The 21606-nt window shown below is 28.6% G+C and carries 18 protein-coding genes and 1 other RNA gene; 9 read left to right on the top strand and 10 right to left on the bottom strand.

Features of this window, described 5'->3' with window-relative positions; all coding sequences use genetic code 11:
- The first annotated feature begins 39 nt into the window (after positions 1-39).
- Complete coding sequence (locus tag AVBRAN_RS03590; RefSeq protein ID WP_239803568.1) at positions 40-768, top strand: ATP-binding protein; 729 nt, start codon at positions 40-42, stop codon at positions 766-768.
- A 5-nt stretch (positions 769-773) separates the two neighbouring features.
- Here AVBRAN_RS03590 and AVBRAN_RS03585 read toward each other — a convergent pair whose 3' ends face one another.
- Positions 774-1136 carry a YbgC/FadM family acyl-CoA thioesterase gene (locus tag AVBRAN_RS03585; RefSeq protein ID WP_239803567.1) on the bottom strand — a complete coding sequence of 121 codons (363 nt, stop codon included), beginning with the start codon at positions 1134-1136 and terminating at the stop codon, positions 774-776.
- A 9-nt stretch (positions 1137-1145) separates the two neighbouring features.
- Positions 1146-1470, bottom strand: an RNA gene (gene rnpB / locus AVBRAN_RS03580) — RNase P RNA component class A.
- Positions 1471-1523: 53 nt separating this feature from the next.
- Here rnpB and AVBRAN_RS03575 point away from each other — a divergent pair.
- Together AVBRAN_RS03575 and AVBRAN_RS03570 are read left to right on the top strand one after the other, a co-directional pair.
- The gene (locus tag AVBRAN_RS03575) at positions 1524-2273 is read left to right on the top strand and encodes a hypothetical protein (protein ID WP_239803566.1); all 750 of its coding nucleotides are present in this window, start codon (positions 1524-1526) and stop codon (positions 2271-2273) included.
- Between the two features lie 68 nt (positions 2274-2341).
- Entirely contained in the window at positions 2342-2959 is a 618-nt protein-coding gene (locus tag AVBRAN_RS03570) for a hypothetical protein (RefSeq protein WP_239803565.1), read from the top strand.
- A 101-nt stretch (positions 2960-3060) separates the two neighbouring features.
- On the opposite strand, the gene AVBRAN_RS03565 is transcribed toward AVBRAN_RS03570, so the two are convergent.
- The 5 genes from AVBRAN_RS03565 to putP all read right to left on the bottom strand — a co-directional run bounded on the left by AVBRAN_RS03565 (position 3061) and on the right by putP (position 10438).
- The gene (locus AVBRAN_RS03565) at positions 3061-3891 is read right to left on the bottom strand and encodes a hypothetical protein (RefSeq protein WP_239803564.1); all 831 of its coding nucleotides are present in this window, start codon (positions 3889-3891) and stop codon (positions 3061-3063) included.
- Positions 3892-3900: 9 nt separating this feature from the next.
- A complete protein-coding gene (locus AVBRAN_RS03560; protein WP_336607080.1) occupies positions 3901-5808 on the bottom strand; it encodes a PBP1A family penicillin-binding protein in 1908 nt (635 codons plus the stop codon).
- Between the two features lie 45 nt (positions 5809-5853).
- A complete protein-coding gene (locus tag AVBRAN_RS03555) occupies positions 5854-6312 on the bottom strand; it encodes a hypothetical protein (protein ID WP_214117112.1) in 459 nt (152 codons plus the stop codon).
- On the bottom strand, positions 6306-8846 hold the full coding sequence (alaS, locus tag AVBRAN_RS03550) for an alanine--tRNA ligase (RefSeq protein WP_239803563.1): 2541 nt from the start codon (positions 8844-8846) through the stop codon (positions 6306-6308). The genes AVBRAN_RS03555 and alaS overlap by 7 nt, the downstream gene beginning before the upstream one ends.
- Before the next feature lie 71 nt (positions 8847-8917).
- Complete coding sequence (gene putP, locus AVBRAN_RS03545) at positions 8918-10438, bottom strand: sodium/proline symporter PutP (protein ID WP_214150494.1); 1521 nt, start codon at positions 10436-10438, stop codon at positions 8918-8920.
- A gap of 327 nt (positions 10439-10765) precedes the next feature.
- Here putP and AVBRAN_RS03540 point away from each other — a divergent pair, with 327 nt between their 5' ends.
- The 6 genes from AVBRAN_RS03540 to AVBRAN_RS03515 all read left to right on the top strand — a co-directional run bounded on the left by AVBRAN_RS03540 (position 10766) and on the right by AVBRAN_RS03515 (position 17390).
- Positions 10766-11857, top strand: coding sequence for a DegT/DnrJ/EryC1/StrS family aminotransferase (locus AVBRAN_RS03540; protein WP_239803562.1), 1092 nt, complete (start codon positions 10766-10768; stop codon positions 11855-11857).
- On the top strand, positions 11858-12976 hold the full coding sequence (locus tag AVBRAN_RS03535; RefSeq protein ID WP_239803561.1) for a 5-methyltetrahydropteroyltriglutamate--homocysteine S-methyltransferase: 1119 nt from the start codon (positions 11858-11860) through the stop codon (positions 12974-12976).
- Positions 12976-13791, top strand: a complete 816-nt coding sequence (locus AVBRAN_RS03530; RefSeq protein ID WP_214150536.1) for a Gfo/Idh/MocA family oxidoreductase — start codon at positions 12976-12978, stop codon at positions 13789-13791. The genes AVBRAN_RS03535 and AVBRAN_RS03530 overlap by 1 nt, the downstream gene beginning before the upstream one ends.
- Before the next feature lie 88 nt (positions 13792-13879).
- Positions 13880-15466 (top strand): phosphoglycerate dehydrogenase, encoded by a 1587-nt coding sequence (gene serA / locus AVBRAN_RS03525; protein ID WP_239803560.1) that lies wholly within the window; start codon positions 13880-13882, stop codon positions 15464-15466.
- Complete coding sequence (locus AVBRAN_RS03520; RefSeq protein WP_214142703.1) at positions 15447-16088, top strand: histidine phosphatase family protein; 642 nt, start codon at positions 15447-15449, stop codon at positions 16086-16088. Before serA ends, AVBRAN_RS03520 begins: the two co-directional genes overlap by 20 nt.
- A 402-nt stretch (positions 16089-16490) precedes the next feature.
- The gene (locus tag AVBRAN_RS03515; protein WP_214142702.1) at positions 16491-17390 is read left to right on the top strand and encodes a LysR family transcriptional regulator; all 900 of its coding nucleotides are present in this window, start codon (positions 16491-16493) and stop codon (positions 17388-17390) included.
- Positions 17391-17399: 9 nt separating this feature from the next.
- Here AVBRAN_RS03515 and sdhE read toward each other — a convergent pair whose 3' ends face one another.
- From sdhE to sdhA, 3 genes are read right to left on the bottom strand one after another with little or no spacing between them, the layout of a single operon-like run.
- On the bottom strand, positions 17400-18260 hold the full coding sequence (gene sdhE, locus AVBRAN_RS03510) for an 8-methylmenaquinol:fumarate reductase membrane anchor subunit (protein WP_214142701.1): 861 nt from the start codon (positions 18258-18260) through the stop codon (positions 17400-17402).
- A gap of 3 nt (positions 18261-18263) precedes the next feature.
- Complete coding sequence (gene sdhB / locus AVBRAN_RS03505; protein ID WP_214117140.1) at positions 18264-19223, bottom strand: 8-methylmenaquinol:fumarate reductase iron-sulfur subunit; 960 nt, start codon at positions 19221-19223, stop codon at positions 18264-18266.
- A complete protein-coding gene (gene sdhA, locus AVBRAN_RS03500; RefSeq protein WP_239803559.1) occupies positions 19223-21067 on the bottom strand; it encodes an 8-methylmenaquinol:fumarate reductase flavoprotein subunit in 1845 nt (614 codons plus the stop codon). The genes sdhB and sdhA overlap by 1 nt, the downstream gene beginning before the upstream one ends.
- Between the last annotated feature and the right edge of the window lie 539 nt (positions 21068-21606).

Here is a 21606-nt window from a genome sequence, read left to right as displayed (position 1 = left end):
CCACATTTTTATTTAGACGAAGCGTTAGACTTTTATTCTGTGTTTGGAGATAAGAGTTTTAAACCTAGTTTAAATGATATTAATTATTATATATACGAGCTAGTAAATACATATAATCCTTACGAATTTGAAATAAATGAAAGCGAATGCAAGGCACTAATTCACTACGCTAGAAAATCTCGCTTGGAGTTTTCTATCAACAAATACGGCTCAAGATTTAAAGCTAGAAAGAGCTTTCACTCGTTGATTAATCGTGGTTTTTTAAGACTTGAATTAAATAATGATTTATTGAGTTTTAAGAGATTTTATCCACAAAATAAAGTTATTTTTAATTCTAATTACACTAGATTTTATTTTTATTTTTTAAAGGCAATGGAAAAAATCATTTTAAAAGATAAAGAACTAGCCTTAAAATTAATTAATGAAAAATTTTATGAATATCAGTCGTTTATTTACGAGCAAATTGCTTGTGAATGGTGCGAGAAGAGATTTAATATAAAAGGCATTAAGAGTATTTGGGGCAAAGATTATGAATGTGATATTTTTTATGATAATTACGAAATATCTTTATTAGGCGAAGTGAAATTTAATGGCAAAAAAATGTGCATTAGCTCGTATTCAAAACTCATTCAAAAGGCTAGATATTTAGGGTTTGAGCCTGATTATTTTATACTTTTTAGTAAAAACGGCTTTAGTAAAAAACTCCTAGCTTTAAATGATAAAAGACTAATACTAGCTAATCACGAAAATTTTAAAGAATTTATATAAATTATTTACTCAAATATTTTTTTTAATTCTTCGCTAATTGGGGATAGTTTGCCATCTTTTATATGAACTAATTTTATAAAAGCTTCAAAAATAGCTTTATCATCTTTATAAATTATTTGCTTTAATTCTAAACAATATTTATCAAATCCTACAAGAATATTTTTAACTTCTAAAATATCTCCTAATTTAGCAGGTGCTTTATAAATAGCCTTAATTTCTCTTAATGCAAAAGGATTTTCTTTTAATAAATCTTTTCCTTCATTAGCGAAAAACCATTCGCTCCTAGCTCTTTCACAATATTTTAAATAATTTGTATGATAGACAATCCCCATACAATCAGTATCTTCATAATAAACTCTAATTTGCATCCTAATCCTTAAAAGAGTATGGCTATAAGCCGGGTTTTGTCTTGGATAATCATTTATCTACTTACTATTTCACAATAGCACTCTAGCGAAGGGTTTAAAATATAAGATAAAAACCACCCCTTCTTGCTGCAGGTTGGGTTTATAAGCTGAATTGCTTTTACTCGCATAATCACTGGTGGGCTCTTACCCCGCCGTTTCACCTTTACCTAAAATTAGGAAGTTTATTTTCTGTTACACTTTCCCTTAGATTGCTCTAGCCATCTGTTAGATGGAACCTCATCTTATTGCAGCCCGGACTTTCCTCTTAATTAAAAGCGATTATCCACCATACTCTTACGCCATTTTAACTAAGCTTGTTTAAGATAAAGAAAATTAAAGGAGTAAAAAATGTATAAATATAATTTATATTATCCAGCGGGAAATACTACAGCTTTGGTTATTGGCATTAATAATTTAGATTTTAAAAGTATAAATAATGAGATTTTATCTAAGCATAAAGATGTTGAACAAGTTGGCTTTGTGCAAGATTATGAATTAAAAATGGCAGGTGGAGAGATTTGTTTTAATGCTTTAAGATGTGCGGGAAAGTATTTTTTAGATACTAATAATTTAAAAACTACAAAAATTAAACTAAATGATAAAGATTATTTATGCGGTATTAGTAGCAGTGATTTTATAAAAGATAATAATATTAAAAAACTATATAAAGATGATAATTTTTATTATTTAAGATTTAAAAATGAATATAAATTAAATAAGCTTGATGATGATATATATTATGTAGATTTAGGAGATATTTTTCATATTATTTATACGAAAAAATTAAATTTATCTAAAATTAATTTAAAAGAATTTGCATATTCATATTTAAAAGATAATGATTTTTTAGACAAAAAAGCAAGTGGTTTTATGTATTTACAAGGTGATTGCCTTGAGCCTATTGTCTGGGTAAGAGATATTAAGACTTTATTTTATGAGAGCGCTTGTGGGAGTGGGAGTTTTGCTAGTTATTTATATTGCAATGAAATTTTAGGTAAAAATTATTTAGCACTAAAACAACCTTCAAATGAGTATTTGTTTTTAAGAGAAGTTGATGGCTTTATAGAAATTAGCTCAATTATTAAAGATATTTTGTAAGTTAATATCATATTAACATATATTTTATATATCAATTTAATAACAAATATCAAATCTAAAGGATAAAAATGTTTAAAAATATATTTTTAAAAACTCTTTTAAATATATTTTTATTAAATTATAATGCAAGTTTAAGCACAACAGATTTTTTTAAATTTTGGGGCATTTTACTTTTAATATTAAGCTCTTATATGTTTTTTGGTTTTTTAATGTTTAAAATTGGAGTAATTAAAAGTATTTTTACTTTTCAAGCATATTTTATAGATATATTGATACTACCATTTTTTAGCATATTATTTTTAAGTATTATTTATAAGGCAAATTCTTGTAAATCTTGGTTATTTTGTGCTGGTTTATTTTTGATACCTTTATTTGTTTTACTTGTATTTTTTGGGGTATTTTATATAATATTAATATTTATTTTATATGTTATTATTATGATTTTTAATATAAATTCTACAAATCTTAATATAAAATTAAATAAAAAATCTTTAATTTTTAGGCTTATAACTATTTGCTTTTTAATTTTTATAGCATTTATATTCCCGCCTGATATAAAATTTATAAAATATGGATACGGAATTGATTATATTAGTTTTTTAACTTTTTTAAATTTTGCATTTTTAATCCCTAGTTTTGCTACTATTTTGATATATTTTCTTAAAAATTATAAAAGTTTAAAATAAGTGAATAATTTAATATTTCAACTTTATAAAATATAGCTATATATTTGATAGTAATATCATAATTAATCCTAGATTTTAAATTGAATTAGAATTTAAAATACTTAGAAATTAAAATAACTTAAAATTTTTTCTTTGTTTAAAATAAATTCTTTATCAATCTCTGTCATTTTTAATTGTGAAAAATCAAATTCATCATAAGGAATTAAATTATCTTTAGTTGCTAAATGAATACGAGATTTTTTCATTAACGGAAAATGAAGACTTATTATATTTTCTGCTTTTTTCCATTTATTTAAAGAATACAAAGACTCATAACCTTGATTATAATCCATATAAAAATGAGTATATTTACCTTTGTTTAATACCCAATGATCATCTCCTACTTTATAAAAATTCTTTAAAAAATATAATTTACCATCGCTATAATGCATATTAAGAGCAGGCAAATAAATACTATCAATAATGTTTTTTGGCTGTAACAAGGCTTTACTTAATGCAATCTCATTATAAATATGGTCACAATCAATTTTAATCAACCAATCATTTAATGGAATTTTATTAAGCACAAAATTATAATAAGTATCAAGTCTAAATTCTTTTGATATTTTTTGTTTATATTTTTCTTTCCCTGCAGGAATTACTTTATAAGGATACTCTAAAGGAGTAAAATTTGGATTATTTTTGCAAAATTGTTTAATTACTTCACTAGTTCCATCGTCTTTACCAAATTCATCTAAGTGATAGCCTAGAATTCCTCTTGTAATACCCCCCCCCCCAACTATTGTATTTAAGGTAATATTAATAGTTTCTATTTCATTATATGCTCTTATAAAAGCCCAAGGATTTATATCCTTTGGCTTTGGTTCAAATAATGATAAAAATTCATGCTTTCTTTTTAAGCAACTTCTTATATGTTTATTATAAATATTCATTTAATCTCCTTAAAACATCAATCCATCTTCTTCTTGTTGTTTTAATATATCATTTCTGCTTGCTTTTGGTAAAGGTGATTTATCTGTATAAAACCAAGTTTTACCATCAATTACTCTTTTTTCAACGCCTTTTGGTATATCAAAAGTTCTTTTAATATTTGGATTTTCTGCTAAATATTTTTGCATAAAATATCTAAATACAGGAGCAGCCGTTCTAGCACCACCTTCATAATATTTCATAGGCTTATTATTATCATTACCATACCAAGTTATTACTTGAATACTAGGCGTAAAACCTACAAACCAAGCATCTATACTTTTATTTGATGTCCCTGTTTTTCCAGCTACTTCAAGTCCTGCAATTCTTGCTGCACCACCAGTTCCGGCTGCGACAACATTTTTCATCATATCAATCATTAAATAAGCTTGTTCAGGTTTTACAAATTCTTCTGCTTCTTTGGTTTTTAACTCAATTTCATTACCAAATTTATCAGTAACTTTTGTAATCAATCTAATAGGTTGTTTTGTTCCATAATTTGAAATAATGCTATAAAGTTCAGCGTAATTATAAGGACTAACACCAAAAGAACCTAATCCTATTGATAAATCTTGTGGAACATTTGTAAAACCAAATTTAGTAATTGTTTGATGAACAAAACTAAGGCTAGTATCAAGTAATAAGTTAATTGTAGCTAGGTTTCTACTTTTTGTAAGTGCTTCTTTAAGAGTGATTAAACCATTAAAATCTTTTCCATAATTTTTAGGCTTCCAAATCATTTTCTTACCCTGTGCATCACGAGTTTCAAATACTCTTGCAATATCAGCAATCTCACTAGCAGGTGAATAGCCAAGATTTAAAGCTGTAAGATATACAAATGGCTTAAAGCTTGAACCCACTTGACGATTACTCATAGTAGCACGATTAAAATTACTTTTATAATAATCAACCCCACCAACTAAAGCTAAAATATCCCCACTACTAGGCTCTGTAACTATCATAGCTCCATTGATTTGGTTTAAATCTATATCTTTATCTCTTTTGATAAGTTCATCATATCCGAACTTAATAGCTTCTTCAGCTATTTTTTGAGTATTCAAATCAACACTAAGTTCAACTCTATAACCACCTGTTTTAATGTCTTCAATTCCCATAGCTTGTAATTGTCTAATAGCTTCATCTATTACATAAGGAGCTTTATTTTGAGTTAAACTCTCATCATAAACAATTGGTTTTAAAGCTACATTTTGTTTATACTCAGCTTCACTAATCCAGCCTAAATCATACATTCTTTTTAAAACCGCATTAGCTCTTGAAAGCGATAAATCAATTCTTTTTGTAGGATCATATGTGCTAGGAGCTTTTGGTAAGCCAACTAGCATAGCCATTTCTTTAAGGCTAAGTTCGTTTAATTCCTTATGAAAATACCCAGCAGCAGCTGTTTTAATCCCATAATATCCATGCCCTAAAAATATAAAGTTTAAATATCTTTCTAATATTTGTTCTTTTGTTAGATTTTTTTCAATTTCATAACTAATTATTGCTTCATTTATTTTTCTTTTAATACTTTTTTCACTTGTTAAATAATGATTTTTCACAAGTTGTTGAGTAAGAGTTGAAGCACCTTCTGCTAAGCGACCTTTTTGAATATCTTTGATAATTGCTCTAAAAATAGCATCAATATTAATTCCTTCGTGTTCAAAAAAACTCGTATCTTCAATAGCAATTAATGCTTCAATTAGTCTTGGTGGAATTTCTTCAAATCTAGCATAAGCTCTATTTTCGTTAAAAACATTTGCAAGTAAAGTGCCATTTCTATCATAAAATTGAGTTGTAAGGTCTAAATCAAATTCCTTATAATCAATATCTTTATTTTCAACAACATTTAAAAAATATCCTAAAACAACACAGCCTAAAATTCCACAAACAGCTATAAAATAAATAATGTATTTCAAAAAATCTCCTTAAATCATAGTGCTAATGAGTAAAGCAAATAGCACACCAATACAAGAAATCAAAATATTTAACGGGATAAAATAATAAACAATTAAAGCTATTTTTTCATTACAAACTAATAATTTATTTTCTTTTTCTTTCTCACATAAAATAAATTGATAATAAATATATAATAAATTTAAAGTAGCAAAAGCATAAAGCGACCATTGCGTAGATGCTAAAGTATTAAACAATGGGTCAGAACTATTATTAATCATTACATATATAGCACTAAAAGCCATAACAGCCATTAAAACAAAAAACGCATAAAGCTGCTTTTTTAATATCCTTAGTGCTTTTTGTAAATTCTCTTCATCTTCACATAAATAAAAACCAGCATTTGCTCTAATGCCTAAATGAAGACCAATAAAGCAAATACCAGCTAATAAATGTATATAAGGTAAAACTAAGCTATCAAGCCCTAGCATATTACCTTCTTGATTTCGTCTTTTGCTAAAGCTAAAGCTTCGTTGATTTTACTAATATCTTTTGCACCAGCAGTAGCAAAATCATCTCTACCGCCGCCATTTCCGCCTAAAAATTGAGCTACAATCTTAGCTAAATTTCCAGCCTTAACGCTAGTATTTTTTGAGCCAACCGCAATGCTTACTTTATCGTCTTTGCAAGTGATTAAAACAATAACAGCTTTATCAAATTTATTTTTAAACTCATCTATACCAGATTTAATATCAAGCCCGTTATATTCACTAACGCAAACATTAACGCCGTTAATAATCTCGCTATTTAAATTATTAGCACCATTTTTTAAAGCGTCTTTTAGTTCTTTTATTTCATTTTTTAAATTCTCAAAACTCTTTAAAATATCATTTGTTTTTAGACTTTTTTTGATATTTTCAAATTCCGCAATCAAATTCCTTGAGTATTCTTTAGCAGCCTTACTTGCTATTGCTTCAATTCTTCTAACACCAGCACTTACTCCGCTTTCTTTTAATATTATAAAATCGCCAATTACTGAAGTATTGCTAACATGAGTTCCACCACAAAGCTCAATGCTATCTCCTAAAGTTAATACCCTTACTTTATCGCCATATTTTGTATCAAAAAGCGCCATTGCACCGCATTTTTTTGCACTTTCAATATCAGTTATTTGAATATTTGAATTTGTAGCTTTATAAATCATATCATTTACAATATCACTAATTTGCTTTAGCTCATCTTCGTTTAATGCACGGGTAAAATTAAAATCAAATCTAATTCTATTGTAATCTACAAATGAACCTGCTTGAGTTGCATTTTCTCCTAAAACCTTTCTTAACGCATAATGAAGCAAGTGAGTAGCACTATGATGTCTTGCGATTTCTGCTCTTCTTTCGGTATCAATTTTGATTAATAATTCATCATTTACATTAAAATCACCTAGAATTTCAACTAAAGCTAAATTAATATCAAAAAATTTCTCAACTTCAAGCACATTTGCAACTAATTTATCATTTTTATAAATACTACCTAAATCGTAATTTTGCCCACCACTTGTTGCATAAAGTGGAGTTTTATCAAACATTAGCCAAGCTTTTTTGCTTTTAATTCCAATTTTAAATTCTTCATCTAAAGCAGCTAATAATTTTGCTTTAATTTCAGTGTTTTCATATCCAACGAACTCATTTAGACCGAATTTATCTAATAATTCTTTAAAATCTCCGTGAGTTGCTTTATCCCCACTACCTTTCCAATTTGCTTTAGCTAATTCTCTTTGCTTAGCCATTAGTTCATTGAATTTGTCTTCATCAATTTTAAGATTTTTTTCTCTTAACATATCAAGAGTTAAATCAAGTGGAAAGCCATAAGTATCATATAATTTAAACGCAACTTCTCCACTAAAAATATCTTTAGTATTGTTTAATTCATCATTAAAGATTTGCATACCTTTTTCAATAGTATTTAAAAATCTCTCTTCTTCGCTTAATAATTGCTCTTTTACAAAAGATTTTTTCTCGTTTAAATATGTATAATGCTCTCCCATTAATTCACAAACAATATCTACTAATTTATACATAAATGCACTTTTAAATCCTAATAAATATCCGTGTCTTAAAGCTCTTCTTACGATACGGCGTAAAACATATCCACGCCCTTCTTTATCAAATGTTACGCCTTGAGCTAGTAAGAATGTAGCTGAACGAATATGATCAGCAATTACTCTAAAGCTAGCACCACTTTTATATTCATATTTTAAGTTTGCTAAACTTGCGATTTTTTCAATTATTGGCATAAATAATGAGCTATCAAAATTGCTAAATTTACCTTCTTTAATAGCACTTACACGCTCAAGCCCCATACCCGTATCAATGCTAGGTTTTGGTAGTTTTGTCATAGTTCCATCAGGGTGTTTTTCAAACTGCATAAAAACTAAATTCCAAATCTCAAGGAATCTATCTCCATCTCCACCCATATAATCTTCATCGCTTTTAAAATTTTCTTCACCTTGGTCGTAAAAAATCTCACTACAAGGACCACATGGGCCAGTATCACCCATTTGCCAGAAATTATCTTTATCTCCAAATTTATAAATGCGTTCTTTTGCAATGTGTTTTTGCCACATATTATAAGCTTCATCATCGTTTTCATGAACGGTTACATAAAGCCTATCTTTAGGTAATTTTATAACCTCAGTTACAAATTCCCAAGCATAAGCAATTGCTTGTTCTTTAAAATAATCACCAAAAGAGAAATTTCCTAACATTTCAAAAAATGTATGATGTCTTGCAGTATAACCAACATTATCTAAGTCATTATGCTTTCCACCTGCACGAATACAAGTTTGACAGCTTGTTTTTCTAGGTGGATTTGGGCGTGGCACTTCACCTGTAAAAATACTCTTAAAAGGAACCATTCCTGCATTTGCAAAAAGCAAAGTCGCATCATCAGGCACAAGTGGGCTTGATGGGGTAATTTCATGACCTTTACTAGCAAAAAACTCTAAAAATTCTTTTCTTATATCCATTTTTATATCCTTGAAAATTTTTTAAATCATATCAAAAAGGTTTTAAACTAAAGATAATAAAGCTCTAATTTTTAGAGCTTTAATTTAGTTAGCATATCATCATAAGCTTTTTTTGTTCCTTGTCTTACTGGCTGTATCATTGAGCCTATTATTATAAATACTGAAGCTAGTAAAAATCCTGGTATTATTGAATAAAGTTCAAATATACCTTCTTTTGCAATATTAAAATAATCAATATGCTCCCACAAAATCACTCCTAAAGCACCAAAACTCATACCTAAAATCGCACCTAATCTACTCATATTTTTCCAAAATAAAGAAAAAATTATCACACTACCAAAAGAAGCACCAAAACCAGCCCAAGCATATCCAACAATATCAATAATGCTAGTATTTTTATCAGCAGAAATTATAAAAGCAACAATAGCAACAACCAAAACACTAAGTCTTGAAACTCTCATTACTATCTTAGCAGGAGCACCTTTATTAAAAATTTTTCTATAAAAATCTTCTGCTAAAGTTGAGCTAGATACTAATAATTGCGAACTTGCCGTACTCATAATCGCTGCTAAAATCGCACTTAATAAAATTCCAGAAATCCAAGGATTAAATAATAATTGGCTAGTTACTATAAAAATTCTATCCTTATCTAATAAGTCTATATTAAACTTATACAAATAAGCTATACCAATAAATCCTATTAAAATAGCTCCAATTAAGCTAATTACCATCCAAGAAATACCTACAAAAGTAGCAATTGGAATGTCTTTTGTGCTTTTTATAGATATAAACCTTACTATTATGTGTGGCTGACCAAAATACCCAAGTCCCCAAGCTAAAGAACTAATTATCCCTACTAAAGTTAGATTTTTACTCATAGAAATATAATCTTTTTGACTTTCTTCTCCAAGCTTAATTATTATATTAATAGCTTCGCTAAATCCGCCTATTTCATTAATCATAACCAATGGAACAATAATTAAAGCTCCCATCATCAATAAGCCTTGTATCAAATCAGTCCAACAAACTGCCTTATATCCGCCAACGAAAGTATAAACAACTATTAATATAGTTCCTGTAATTACTGCTTGTTCGTATTTAACCGAAAATAATTCTTCAAAAAGCTTTCCACCAGCTACTAAACCACTAGATATATAAATAGTAAAAAATATTAAAATCACAATAGCACAAATTATTCTTAAGGTATGACTATCATCGCTAAATCTAGTCTCAAAATAATCAGGAATAGTTATACAATCTTTTCTAACATCAGTATAAATTCTAAGCCTTTTAGCAACAAACATCCAATTAATTAAAGCACCAATACTAAGCCCTATTGCTATATAAGTTTTACCTAAGCCATATAATAAAACAGCCCCTGGTAATCCCATAAGAAGCCAACCGCTCATATCAGACGCTCCAGCACTAAGTGCTGATACTATAGGACCCATACCTTTATCGCCTATAAAATAATCTTCTGAAGTTTTATTTTTCTTCCAAAAATAAAACCCAATTCCTAGCATTAATACGCTATAGAATACAAAATCTAAAATTATTGGCAAACTAATTTGCACCTTTTCTAATTCATTCATTTTTATCCTTTTATATAGACTAACTTTTAAAACTCTAGCACCTAAATTCCAATAATAATAAAATACTATAAAATAAGATTATTTAATAATTCAAATATTTTATTAATAAATAGATTTATTACTAGCTATAGTTTTTGAGTATTTGCTACTTGTTTATAAATAAAAGCTTTTAAATATCCTATTTTATCACATTCAATATCATTTTAAATAATTTTTATAAATTTATATTTTAAAAAAGCTTATTATAAAGATTACAATAAAGCCTTAAATAATTATGTATTAAATGAAAGCAAATACAATTAGCCTTTTATTTTTTAAGGATAATCAATGTTAGCATTCTGTGATTTAAAATCTCAATATTTAAAATACAAAAACGAAATAGATGAAAGAATTCAAAATATATTAAATAATACAAGTTTTATCGGTGGTAATGAAGTTGCTTTACTTGAAAGTAATCTAGCAAATTATACAAAAGCAAAATACGCATATTCTTGCTCAAACGGAACTACGGCTTTATATGTAGCATTAAAAGCTTTAGGGATTAAAGAAGGTGATGAGATAATTACAACTCCTTTTACTTTCATTGCAAGTTCTGAAATGATAGCTTTAATTAAAGCTAAACCTGTTTTTGTTGATATAAGCGAAGTAGATTATAACCTTGATATAAGCAAAATTGAAAGCCTAATTACACCTAAGACTAAGGCTATTTTGGCAGTTTCAATTTTTGGTCAAATGCCTGATTTAAATTCCATAAAAAATATATGTAAAAAACATAATTTATACTTGATTGAAGATGCAGCTCAAAGCTTTGGTGCAAAAGATGATTTAGGCAATATCTCTTGTAATATTGCTGATATTAGCACGACAAGTTTTTTCCCTTCAAAACCACTTGGGTGTTATGGAGATGGTGGGGCTATCTTTACAAATAACGATGAATTAGCAAAAAAAGTAAAATTACTTATAAATCACGGAAGCGAAATGAGATATAAACACGAAATAATAGGCTTAAATGCAAGACTTGATAGCATACAAGCTGCAGTTTTAAATGTAAAATTAAAATATTTTGATGAAGAAATTGCTAAAAGAAACGAAATTGCTAACATTTATACAAAAAACCTTAAAAACTGCATTACACCTAAGGTAAAACCAGGATATAAGAGTGTTTGGGCTCAATATAGCGTAAGGGTTAAAAATAGAGATTTAGTAGTAAAAAAACTAAGTGAAAACAATATCCCAACCGCAATTCATTATCCAATAGCACTATATTCGCAACCTTGCTTTAAATATTTAGATTATAAAGCAAGTGATTTTAAAGTATGCGAAAATGTAACGAATGAGATTTTATCTTTGCCATTTTCTGCATTTTTAGATACACTAGACCAAGAAAAAATCATTGAAATTTTTAATAAAGGAGAATAAATGAGAAGATTAGATCAAGTAGGTTCATTCTTAAGACCAGCTAAATTAAAAGCTGCAAGAAGTGATTATGCAAACGCAAAAATCAGTAAAGACGAATTAAGAGCTATTGAAGATGAGTGTATAAAAGAACTACTCATTGAGTGTGATAAAAACAATGTTTATTATCTAAGTGATGGAGAATTTAGACGCTCTTGGTGGCATTTAGATTTTTATTGGGGATTTAGTGGAATTAGCAAAATTATTAAAGAAAAAGGCTATGTTTTTAAAGGTATAGAAACAAGAGCTGAAGGTATTAAAATAACTAATAAAATAGAGTGTAAAAACCATCCTTTCTTAAAAGATTTTGCAAGTTTAGTAAAAATTGCAAAAGAATTAGGCATTGATACAAATCGCTTAAAATTAACAATTCCTAGCCCATCAATGCTTTTATATATGTTATTTATCCGTGGTGGATTTAATGTAGAATTTGAATACTACGGAAAAGATTATGCAAAATTAAAAGAAGATATTTTAAAAGCCTATGCTGATTTTTATTTAGAATTTGAAAAATTAGGCGGAGTTTATTTACAACTTGATGATGTTAGCTTTGGCTCGTTTTGTGATGAAGATTTTAGAGCAAATCTAATCAAAAACAACTATAACGCCGATGATTGCACTAAAGAATATGTGGAGTATTTAAATAAAAGCCTAGCAACTATGCCAAAAACAATCACAAGTGCAATACATATATGCAGGGGTAATTATAGAAGCCATTTTAGTGCTAGTGGTGGATATAGCAAGGTTGCTAGCGAATTATTTGCAAATCTTAATATAAATAAATTCTTTTTAGAATTTGATGATGATAGGTCAGGAGATTTTGAACCATTAAAATATATTAAAAATCAAATAGTAGTAATTGGACTTTTAACTACTAAAACTAAGGAAAATCCAAGTATTCAAACTCTAATTAAAAGAGCAAAAGAAGCAGCTAATTTCTTAGATACAAAACAAATTGAGTTTAGCACCCAATGTGGTTTTAGCTCTACAGAAGAAGGCAATGAAATTGATATGAATACTCAATGGGAAAAAATCGCACTTTTAAATGAATTAAATAATACTTTAGATAAAGAAGGCTTTTAATGAATATAGCATTAATAGGTCTTGGTGTAATGGGTAAAAACCACTACACCGAACTTTGTAAAAAGGATATAAATTTATATTGCTTTGATTTAATTAAACCTGATTGGATTGATGATAATAAGTATTTTTCTAATTTAGATGAATTATTAAAAAATGATATTGATGGAGCGATAATAGTTGTTCCGACTAAATATCATTATGAAGTATTTTCTAAGATTAAAGATAAAATCAATTTTATTCTAATAGAAAAACCATTATCATTTAGCCTTGATGAAGCTTTAGCTATTAAAAATAGCGGAGTAAATGTAGCAGTTGGCTTTTGCGAGAGATTTAACCCTGTAAGTCTTGAGTTTTTAAAACATATCAAAAACGAAGAAATAAAATATGCAAGTTTTATAAGAGCGTCTAAAAAACCAGCTAGAATTAGTGATGTTGGGGTTGATTTAGACCTTTGTGTGCATGATTTGGATTTAGCAAATTTCTTTGGGATAAAGGCTAGTTTTAAAATAAATCGCACAAATAATCCTTGCACGCAAATTAAGCTAAATTCTAATAATCTTGATATTTTAGCTTCTTGGGAATTTAATAGTAGGATTAGAAAAGCCTTTATAAATACAAATGTATCAAGCTATGAATTAGACTTTTTAAACTCAAAATTAATTAAAGATGAAACTACAATAACACTTCAAGCTCATTCAAGCTTAGCAAAAGAGCAAGATGAGTTTATTAATTATATCAAGACAAATGATTTAGGGCTTTTAGCAAGTGTTGATGATGCTATTTATACTCAAGAAATTCTAAAGAATTTGAATTAAGATATTAAAAATACCGACTTAAAACAAATTAATTAATCAATCCTTTAAAATAATTGCTAGAATAAAGCTTTTATTTAAAGGAGAGTAGATGAACAAGATTTTAGTTTTAGATGGAGTTAGCGATTTAGCTACTAAAATTTTAGAAAAAGATTGCAAAGTAAGTGAATATCCTAAAATTAGCGAAGAAGAATTGCTAAAAATAATTGGTGATTATGATGCAGTTATTTTAAGAAGTGCTACAAAAATTACAGAAAAAGTATTAGAACACGCTCATAGATTAAAAGTAATTGGTAGAGCTGGAGTTGGTGTTGATAATATAGATATAAAAGCAGCTACAAAAAAAGGAATAATAGTAGTAAATGCACCAAATGGTAATACAAACGCAGCTACAGAACATACTTTTGCACTAATGTTAAGCCTTGCTAGAATGATACCTAACGCACATGCTAGCGTTGTAAATGGTATTTGGGATAGAAAAAGCTTTTTAGGACTTGAATTAAAAGATAAAACTTTAGGGGTTTTAGGTTTAGGTAGAATTGGTGCTGGTGTTGCTAGTAGAGCACAAGCATTTGGTATGAAAGTAATTGCGTATGATCCATATCTTAGCAACGAAAGAGCTATTCATTTACAAGTTAAAAAATGTGAATTAGATGAAGTTTATGCTGAAGCTGATTTTATTACATTACACCTTCCATTAACAGATGAAACAAAAGAAATGATAAATAAAAATAGCATAGCTAAAATGAAAAAAGGTGTAAGAATTATAAATGCAGCAAGGGGTGAATGTATTAATCTTGATGATTTAACAAATGCTTTAAAAAATGGAGATATTGCAGGAGCTGCTCTTGATGTTTTTGCTAATGAGCCATTAGGAAACCACGAAATTACAACTTTAAAAAATGTGGTTTTAACACCGCATTTAGGTGCGTCTACAATAGAAGCTCAAGAAGGAGTTGCAGTTGATGTAGCAATTGCTATTAAAGAAGCGTTAAATGGTCAAATGGTTGCTAGTGCTTTAAATGCTGTGCCAGTTAGCCCTGAAATGCTAAATAAAATTAAGCCTTATTTTAATCTAGTAAAAGCATTAGGATTTATTGCGTGTGAAGTTAGCAATTCAGCAATTAAACAAGTTTTCATTGAATATTCAAATGCCTTTAAAGAGCTTGATACTAGAGCTTTAAGCCAAGTAATGTTATGTGGATTATTAAATTCTATATTGCAAGAAAAAGTAAATATGGTTAATGCACCAATTCTAGCTCAAAATAGAGGAATAAGCTTAATTGAGCAAAAAAGTGATGAAATAAATAATCAAATAAAAGTAAAAATAGTAAGCGAATTAGGTGAGCACGAAATAAGAGGAGCTTTAATGAGCGATAAGAGTGCTTATGTTAGTGGTATTGATGAATATGATATTAAATTTGAACCAAGTGGAGTATTATTGTTAGTGCCACACGATAATGTGCCTGGTATGATAGGACAAATTGGAACTATTTTAGGCGAAGCAGGAATAAATATTTTAAGTATGCAAGTTAGCAAAACAAATACAAGTGGTGAAAACATAATGGCAATTAGCATTAATAAAAAACCATTAAAAACAGATTATAAAAAACTTTGTGAATTAGCTGGAGTTCATGGAGTTAAGATAATTGATTGCAGTGAGATTTGCGATGATTAATCTAATACTACTTAGACACGGGCAAACTAATTGGAATAAAGAAGGTAGATATCAAGGTCAAATTGATACTGATTTAAGTGATTTAGGCAAGGAGCAAGCTAAGAAATTAGCCCTTGCTTTAAAAAATATACAAATTGATTTTTTTATAGCAAGTCCTTTAAAAAGAGCTTATGAAACAGCTTGTGAAAGTGCTAAATTTCACAATAAAGAAGTTTTAAAAGATGAAAGATTATTAGAGATAAATCACGGAACTTGGGAAGGTAGATTATCAAGTGAAATAGAACAAGATTTATTAAAAAAATGGAAGCAAACCCCACATTTAGTAAAAATGCCTAATGGAGAAAGCTTAGAAGATATTTTAAATAGAGTAAAACTTGCAATAAACGATTATATTACAAAATACGATGGAAAAACAATTGCAGTTTTCGCTCACGATGCAGTAAATAAGGTAATCATTTCTCATTTATTAAATGCACCACTTAGCTCATTTTGGAACATTACTCAAGATAATACCTGCATTAATGTCCTTGAAATATCTAATGATTTAGCAAAAATAATAACCTTAAATAACACCAATCATTTAGGATATTTATATTCTAAAGAAATTCAATTAGGTTTATAATGCTTGTTTAAATTCTTATTTTGATTTTTACAAAATAAGAATTTAAAATCATTGCTTTACTTAGTAATTAATCTTTAAAAATTATATAAATTTATATAATATGAAAACCATAAAATACAGCTTCAATTTGCTTTAAAATATTCTTACAAGATATATTAATCTAAAGTAGAATTTGTTGTAATGTCAATATTATTTAGCATATTATTTTTGCTATTTTACTTATAATTCAGGTATTACCCACGCTAGAATAATCATTTTTACCTTGTTTTAAAATCTTAATAATAAATATTATCTATTTAAATTTTAAAAGTAAAAAATTTTATAAAGCTATTTTTTATTTTATTACCAAATAACATATAAAATATTTATATGAAAAATAAAGAATTTAAATTAGGATAAAAGATGAATTTTAGACATATGCAACTATTTTTAAAAGTAGCAAAATTACAAAGCTTTACAAAGGCTGCAAATGAGCTTAAAATACCGCAACCATCATTATCTCAAAGTATTTTTGCATTAGAAAATGAGCTAAAAACCACGCTTTTTAATAGAAGCACAAATCCAATATCTTTAACCGAAGCAGGAGAAATATATTTAAAAAAAGCAAATCTAATAAAAGATATGATAGCAGAGCTTGATACTGAAATTTCAGCACTAAACAATGCCAAAACTGGCAAAATTCGTATAGCATTCTTACAAAATGGCTATAATATGATTCCAAATCTCTTGCCACAATTTTGCAAGCGTTTTAGCGACGCTGATATTAAAATTTCTCAAATCTTTTCAACGCTTAAAATCAAACAAATGATTTATGATGATGAAATTGACCTTGGAATGCTAGTTTTACCACTTGATATAAAATATTTAAAATATGAAATAATAAAAAGCAGCAATGTTTTTCTAGCACTGCCATCTTTACACGAATTATCTTTAAAATATAAAAATAAAGAATTACCAGAAATATCAATCAAAGAACTAAAAAATGAGAAATTTATTCTGCCAAAATCTTCTCAAAGAAGTAGATTAGATATTGATTTAATGTTTAAAAACAATGAATTTATTCCTAAAATTTTATGCGAAACTGAGACTTTTGATATTGCAAATTCAATAGTAGCAAGTGGTGTTGGTGCTACTTTTACTATTAGCGAATTAATAAAAGATGATAAAAAAGATAAAATAAAATTATTTAATATAAAGGATAATAATTTAATTAAAACATTAGTTATAGCTTATAAAAAAGATAAAAAACTCTCACATTTAGAGCTTGAGTTTATAAAAATGGCAAAAGAATTAGGGGCTTAGCCCCTAAAATTATGCTAATTTTGTAGCATCAATTATATTTAAATCAAGTCCTAATTGCTCGTTGCTAAGACCAAGTGCTAATCCTACTAATTGAGAAAGATGAATTATTGGCTTTCTAATTTCAGAACCCATTGCATCTTGATAGCGTTCTTGGTAAATATCAAGCTGCATTTGGCAAAGCGGACAAGGTGTAACAACGCAATCAGCACCATTTTTATCAGCACTACCAACAATTTGAGATGACATTTTTTGCACCGATTTTACTGCTGGATAACTAGCGTGAAAACCACAGCAATCTAAGCGTTTTTCAAACGGAACTATTGTCGCACCGAGCGCACTAACTACAGCTTCAAAGCTTTTTGGATTAGTTGAACTTTCTTTTGCGTTATATGATTTTTCAGGGCGAATACTATGACAACCATAAAATAAAGCTACTTTTAGATTAGAAAGTGGCTTAACAACTTTTGATTTTAAGGTATCTAAATTCTCATACAAAATCCATAAAAGGCTTGTTATTTCATTATTTCCTTGATATTTCATATTACCTTTTGCTAAATATTCATTTATGCGGTCTTTTGCACCTTTATCTAAAGCAGTTTTTGCACGAGTTAAAGTTAGCATACAAGTGCTACAGGTTGTTAGCATTGGCATATTCATATTCTCAGCTAATGCTATATTTCTAGCATTTGCTACAAGTGCTGCTATTGGGTCTACATCTTGTGCTTGAGATGCACCACAGCAACTCCAACCCTTAATCTCGTGTAAAGTTATACCTAGTATTGGAGCTATTGCTTCTAATGACATTTTTGATTCTTTAGCTGCTTGACTTAAAACACAGCCAGGGAAAAAAGCGAAATCTTTTTGTTGCATAACTTACTCCTTATTAGCAGCTCTAGCTGCTTCAATCATTTTTACTAAATCTTCATGACCTTCAATTTCTTCATCACCAAAAATATGTAATGGATTCATCTTACCTGCTTTCATTAGATTGTATGCAATATCTATTTTTGTAGTATTTGCTAAAACACCTTCAGAGCGAAGTGCTAAATAAATCTCATTTAATCTACCTGTATCTTCTAAGTCTTTTAAGAATGCTTCTGCGTGAGCTGGTCCTGTGCCATCTTTTAAACCTTTTTTCATAGCCATTACTCTTAGCATTGCTATATCATCAGCAGCACTAATTCCTTTAGGACAGCGGTCGGCACACTCTTGACAATGAACGCACATCCAAAGACCATTTGCAATAGATGGTTTTAAGTGTTTTAAAGCATCTTTTGAGCGTGAATCATAAGCAGCACGAAATGCGTGAGTAAATACAAATGGTTCCATATAATCACTTGAATCAGCTTCAAGTTTATTACATTCACTAGCACAACAACCACATAAAATACAATCCCATTGTTTTTTAATAGCATCAACTTCAGCTTGAGTTTGCACGCAACCTTTTTTATCAGAAAAGGCTTCTTTTGGTGTTATAGTTGGTTTTATTTTTCTTAAATTCTCAATACTTGGCTCCCAATCTACAACCAAATCCGAAAGAACTTTAAAATTTGCCAAAGGAGAGATTTTTAAGCTTTCAGGATTGTCATATTCTTTTAATAAATCATCCATTTTAGTATCACAAGCAAGGTATGAATGCCCATTCACACGCACACCACAAGCACCACAAATCGCCATACGACAAGCCGAAGTAAAATTTAGTGAAATATCTTGAGTGCGTTTTATATGTTGTAATAAGGCTAAAAGCGTTTTTCCCTTTACTTCATCTATACTTAAATCATATGCTTGAACAAATTTATCAACTCCATTAAAGCGGTCAATTAAAATTTTCATTAGTATTTCCTTTCTTCAGGTTTAAATTCTGTAATAACTACATCTTTATAACTAAGGCTTAATTTGTCATCTTTTAAAGTAACAAGGCTATGTTTTAAGAAATTCTCATCATCTCTTGTTGGATAATCTTCTCTAGTATGAGCCCCACGGCTTTCTTTTCTATTTAATGCACCAAGACAAGCACATCTTGCTAAAAGAATGAGATTTCCAAATTCTAAATACTCAATTAAAGCGGTGTTATAGAACATATTTGGATTTGAAATTTTAAGATTATTATATTTAGCCCAAATCTCATCTAGGATTTTTATATGTTTTTCAAGCTTTTCTCCTGTTCTATAAATTCCCATATTATCCCAGTTATATTGTCCAAATTCTTCTCTTAAATCATAAAGCTCGTTAGGTTTTGAATTGCCACTTGTTATATCTTTTAGCTTAATTCTCCATTTTTGAGCTAATTCTTCAGCGTGTTTGCCAGAGCCATAATTTTGTCTTTTATTTGCATACTCACCTGCACCCTCACCTGCAAGTTTGCCTGTAACTGCCGCATCAGCTAAGCTATTTCCACCTAGACGATTTGCTCCGTGAATTGAAGCACAACTTGTCTCACCTGCAGCAAAAAGTCCTGCTAAATGAGTACTCATATCATCAAATTTTGCAATTTCTATACCACCCATTGAATAGTGTGCTGTTGGACGAATTTTAATTGGTTCTTTTACTAAATCTATACCTTCAAATAAAAGTCCAATATGACGAATTTGTGGTAATTCATTCATAATTTGTTCTTCACCTAAATGTGTAACATCTAAAAGAACATAAGAGCCCATTCCTTCTCCAAATCCATTGCCCAAACGAATTTCACTTTCAATTGAACGAGAAACAATATCTCTTGGAGCAAGCTCAAGACGATTTGAGTATTTACTCATAAAGCGTTCGCCTTTATTATTAATTAATTTTCCACCAAGACCTCTTGCCGCTTCAGTAATTAATGCACCACCATTTCTAACTCCTGTTGGGTGAAATTGAAGCATTTCAGGGTCTTTAAACGCAAGTCCAGCTCTAAGTGCTGCAGCAATTCCATCTCCACTAGCATTAAATGGGGTTGAAGTGCGGTTATAAAACACACGAGTATAACCACCTGTTGCTAGAACTACTGATTTTGCTAATACAGGCACTACATCTCCTGTTTGCATATTTAAAAGAACTACACCTTCACACTCATTATTATCAATCGCAATGTCAAGTAAGTAATGGTCAAGCAAGAAATTAACACCATTTGTAATAGCTTCATCAAGACAGGTGTGCATCATAATAGAACCTGTTTTATCGGCTGCATAATTACAGCGTTCATATTTTGCACCACCAGCAAAACGTCTTGCAACCGTTTTATCTTGTTGTCTATTAAAAGGCATTCCTGCATAATCAAGTTCGTGAATTGCTTCGGTAGCCTTTTGTGCAAATTTAATAATTGCATCTTGATCGCCTAAAAAATCACTACCTTTAACAGTATCATACGCGTGTAATTTGTTTGAATCACCATTTTCAAAATCAATCACACCATTAATCCCACCTTCAGCCATACAGGTTGCATTTCGTGATGGCATACCTTTATTAACTACTACAACATTTAAATTTGGATGATTTTTTCTAACCGCAACAGCAGCTCTAAGACCAGCACCACCAGAGCCGATAACTAAAACATCTACGCTTGGTAGTGAGGTATTTTTACCACTTTTTTTAAGCTCACTTGCCATAATTGATACAGGGCTTGTGCTAGCTGCTACTGCACCAACACCAATAGTAGCTGATTTTATGAAATCTCGCCTATTGAATTTTTCTTCATTCATATAAAACTCCTTTAAATAAGAATTTTGGTATTAATCTTTATTTTTTTCTTAAAATAAAAAATTAATAGCAAAATATTATTCTAAATTACATTATAAGTCAAATATTATTTTTTTTATAATCTCATAAGATAAAAATTATAATATATAAAAAATCACGATTTTATGGTATTTTGAATTAGAGAATTTGTAATAAAATTAATATAAAAAATAAAATATCATCAATATTTATTAGTAATAAACTTATAAAAAAATTCTTTTTTAGTATTTTAATAATTAATAATTTTTCACATTGCTTATAAATCTATAGTATAAATTTACTAATATTTTAAATATTTAATTTGCCTTTATTTACGCTAATTTTGAATATATACTATTAAGCTTTAAATAGGCAAATTAACACCATTTAAGTAATTACTTTAATTTATAATAATTAGATGATATTTTTATATATTCTTAAAAAATAATTTTAATTTTTGAGTATAAAACTATGAAAGTGTTTTAATGCTTTTATAAGTGTCAATAATGTTTCTTATTTCTTC

The organism is Campylobacter sp. RM12651, from assembly GCF_022369475.1.
Classification (GTDB): domain Bacteria; phylum Campylobacterota; class Campylobacteria; order Campylobacterales; family Campylobacteraceae; genus Campylobacter_E.
Note: the sequence above shows the minus strand (reverse complement) of the source record. Positions and strands in the feature narration are given on the sequence as shown.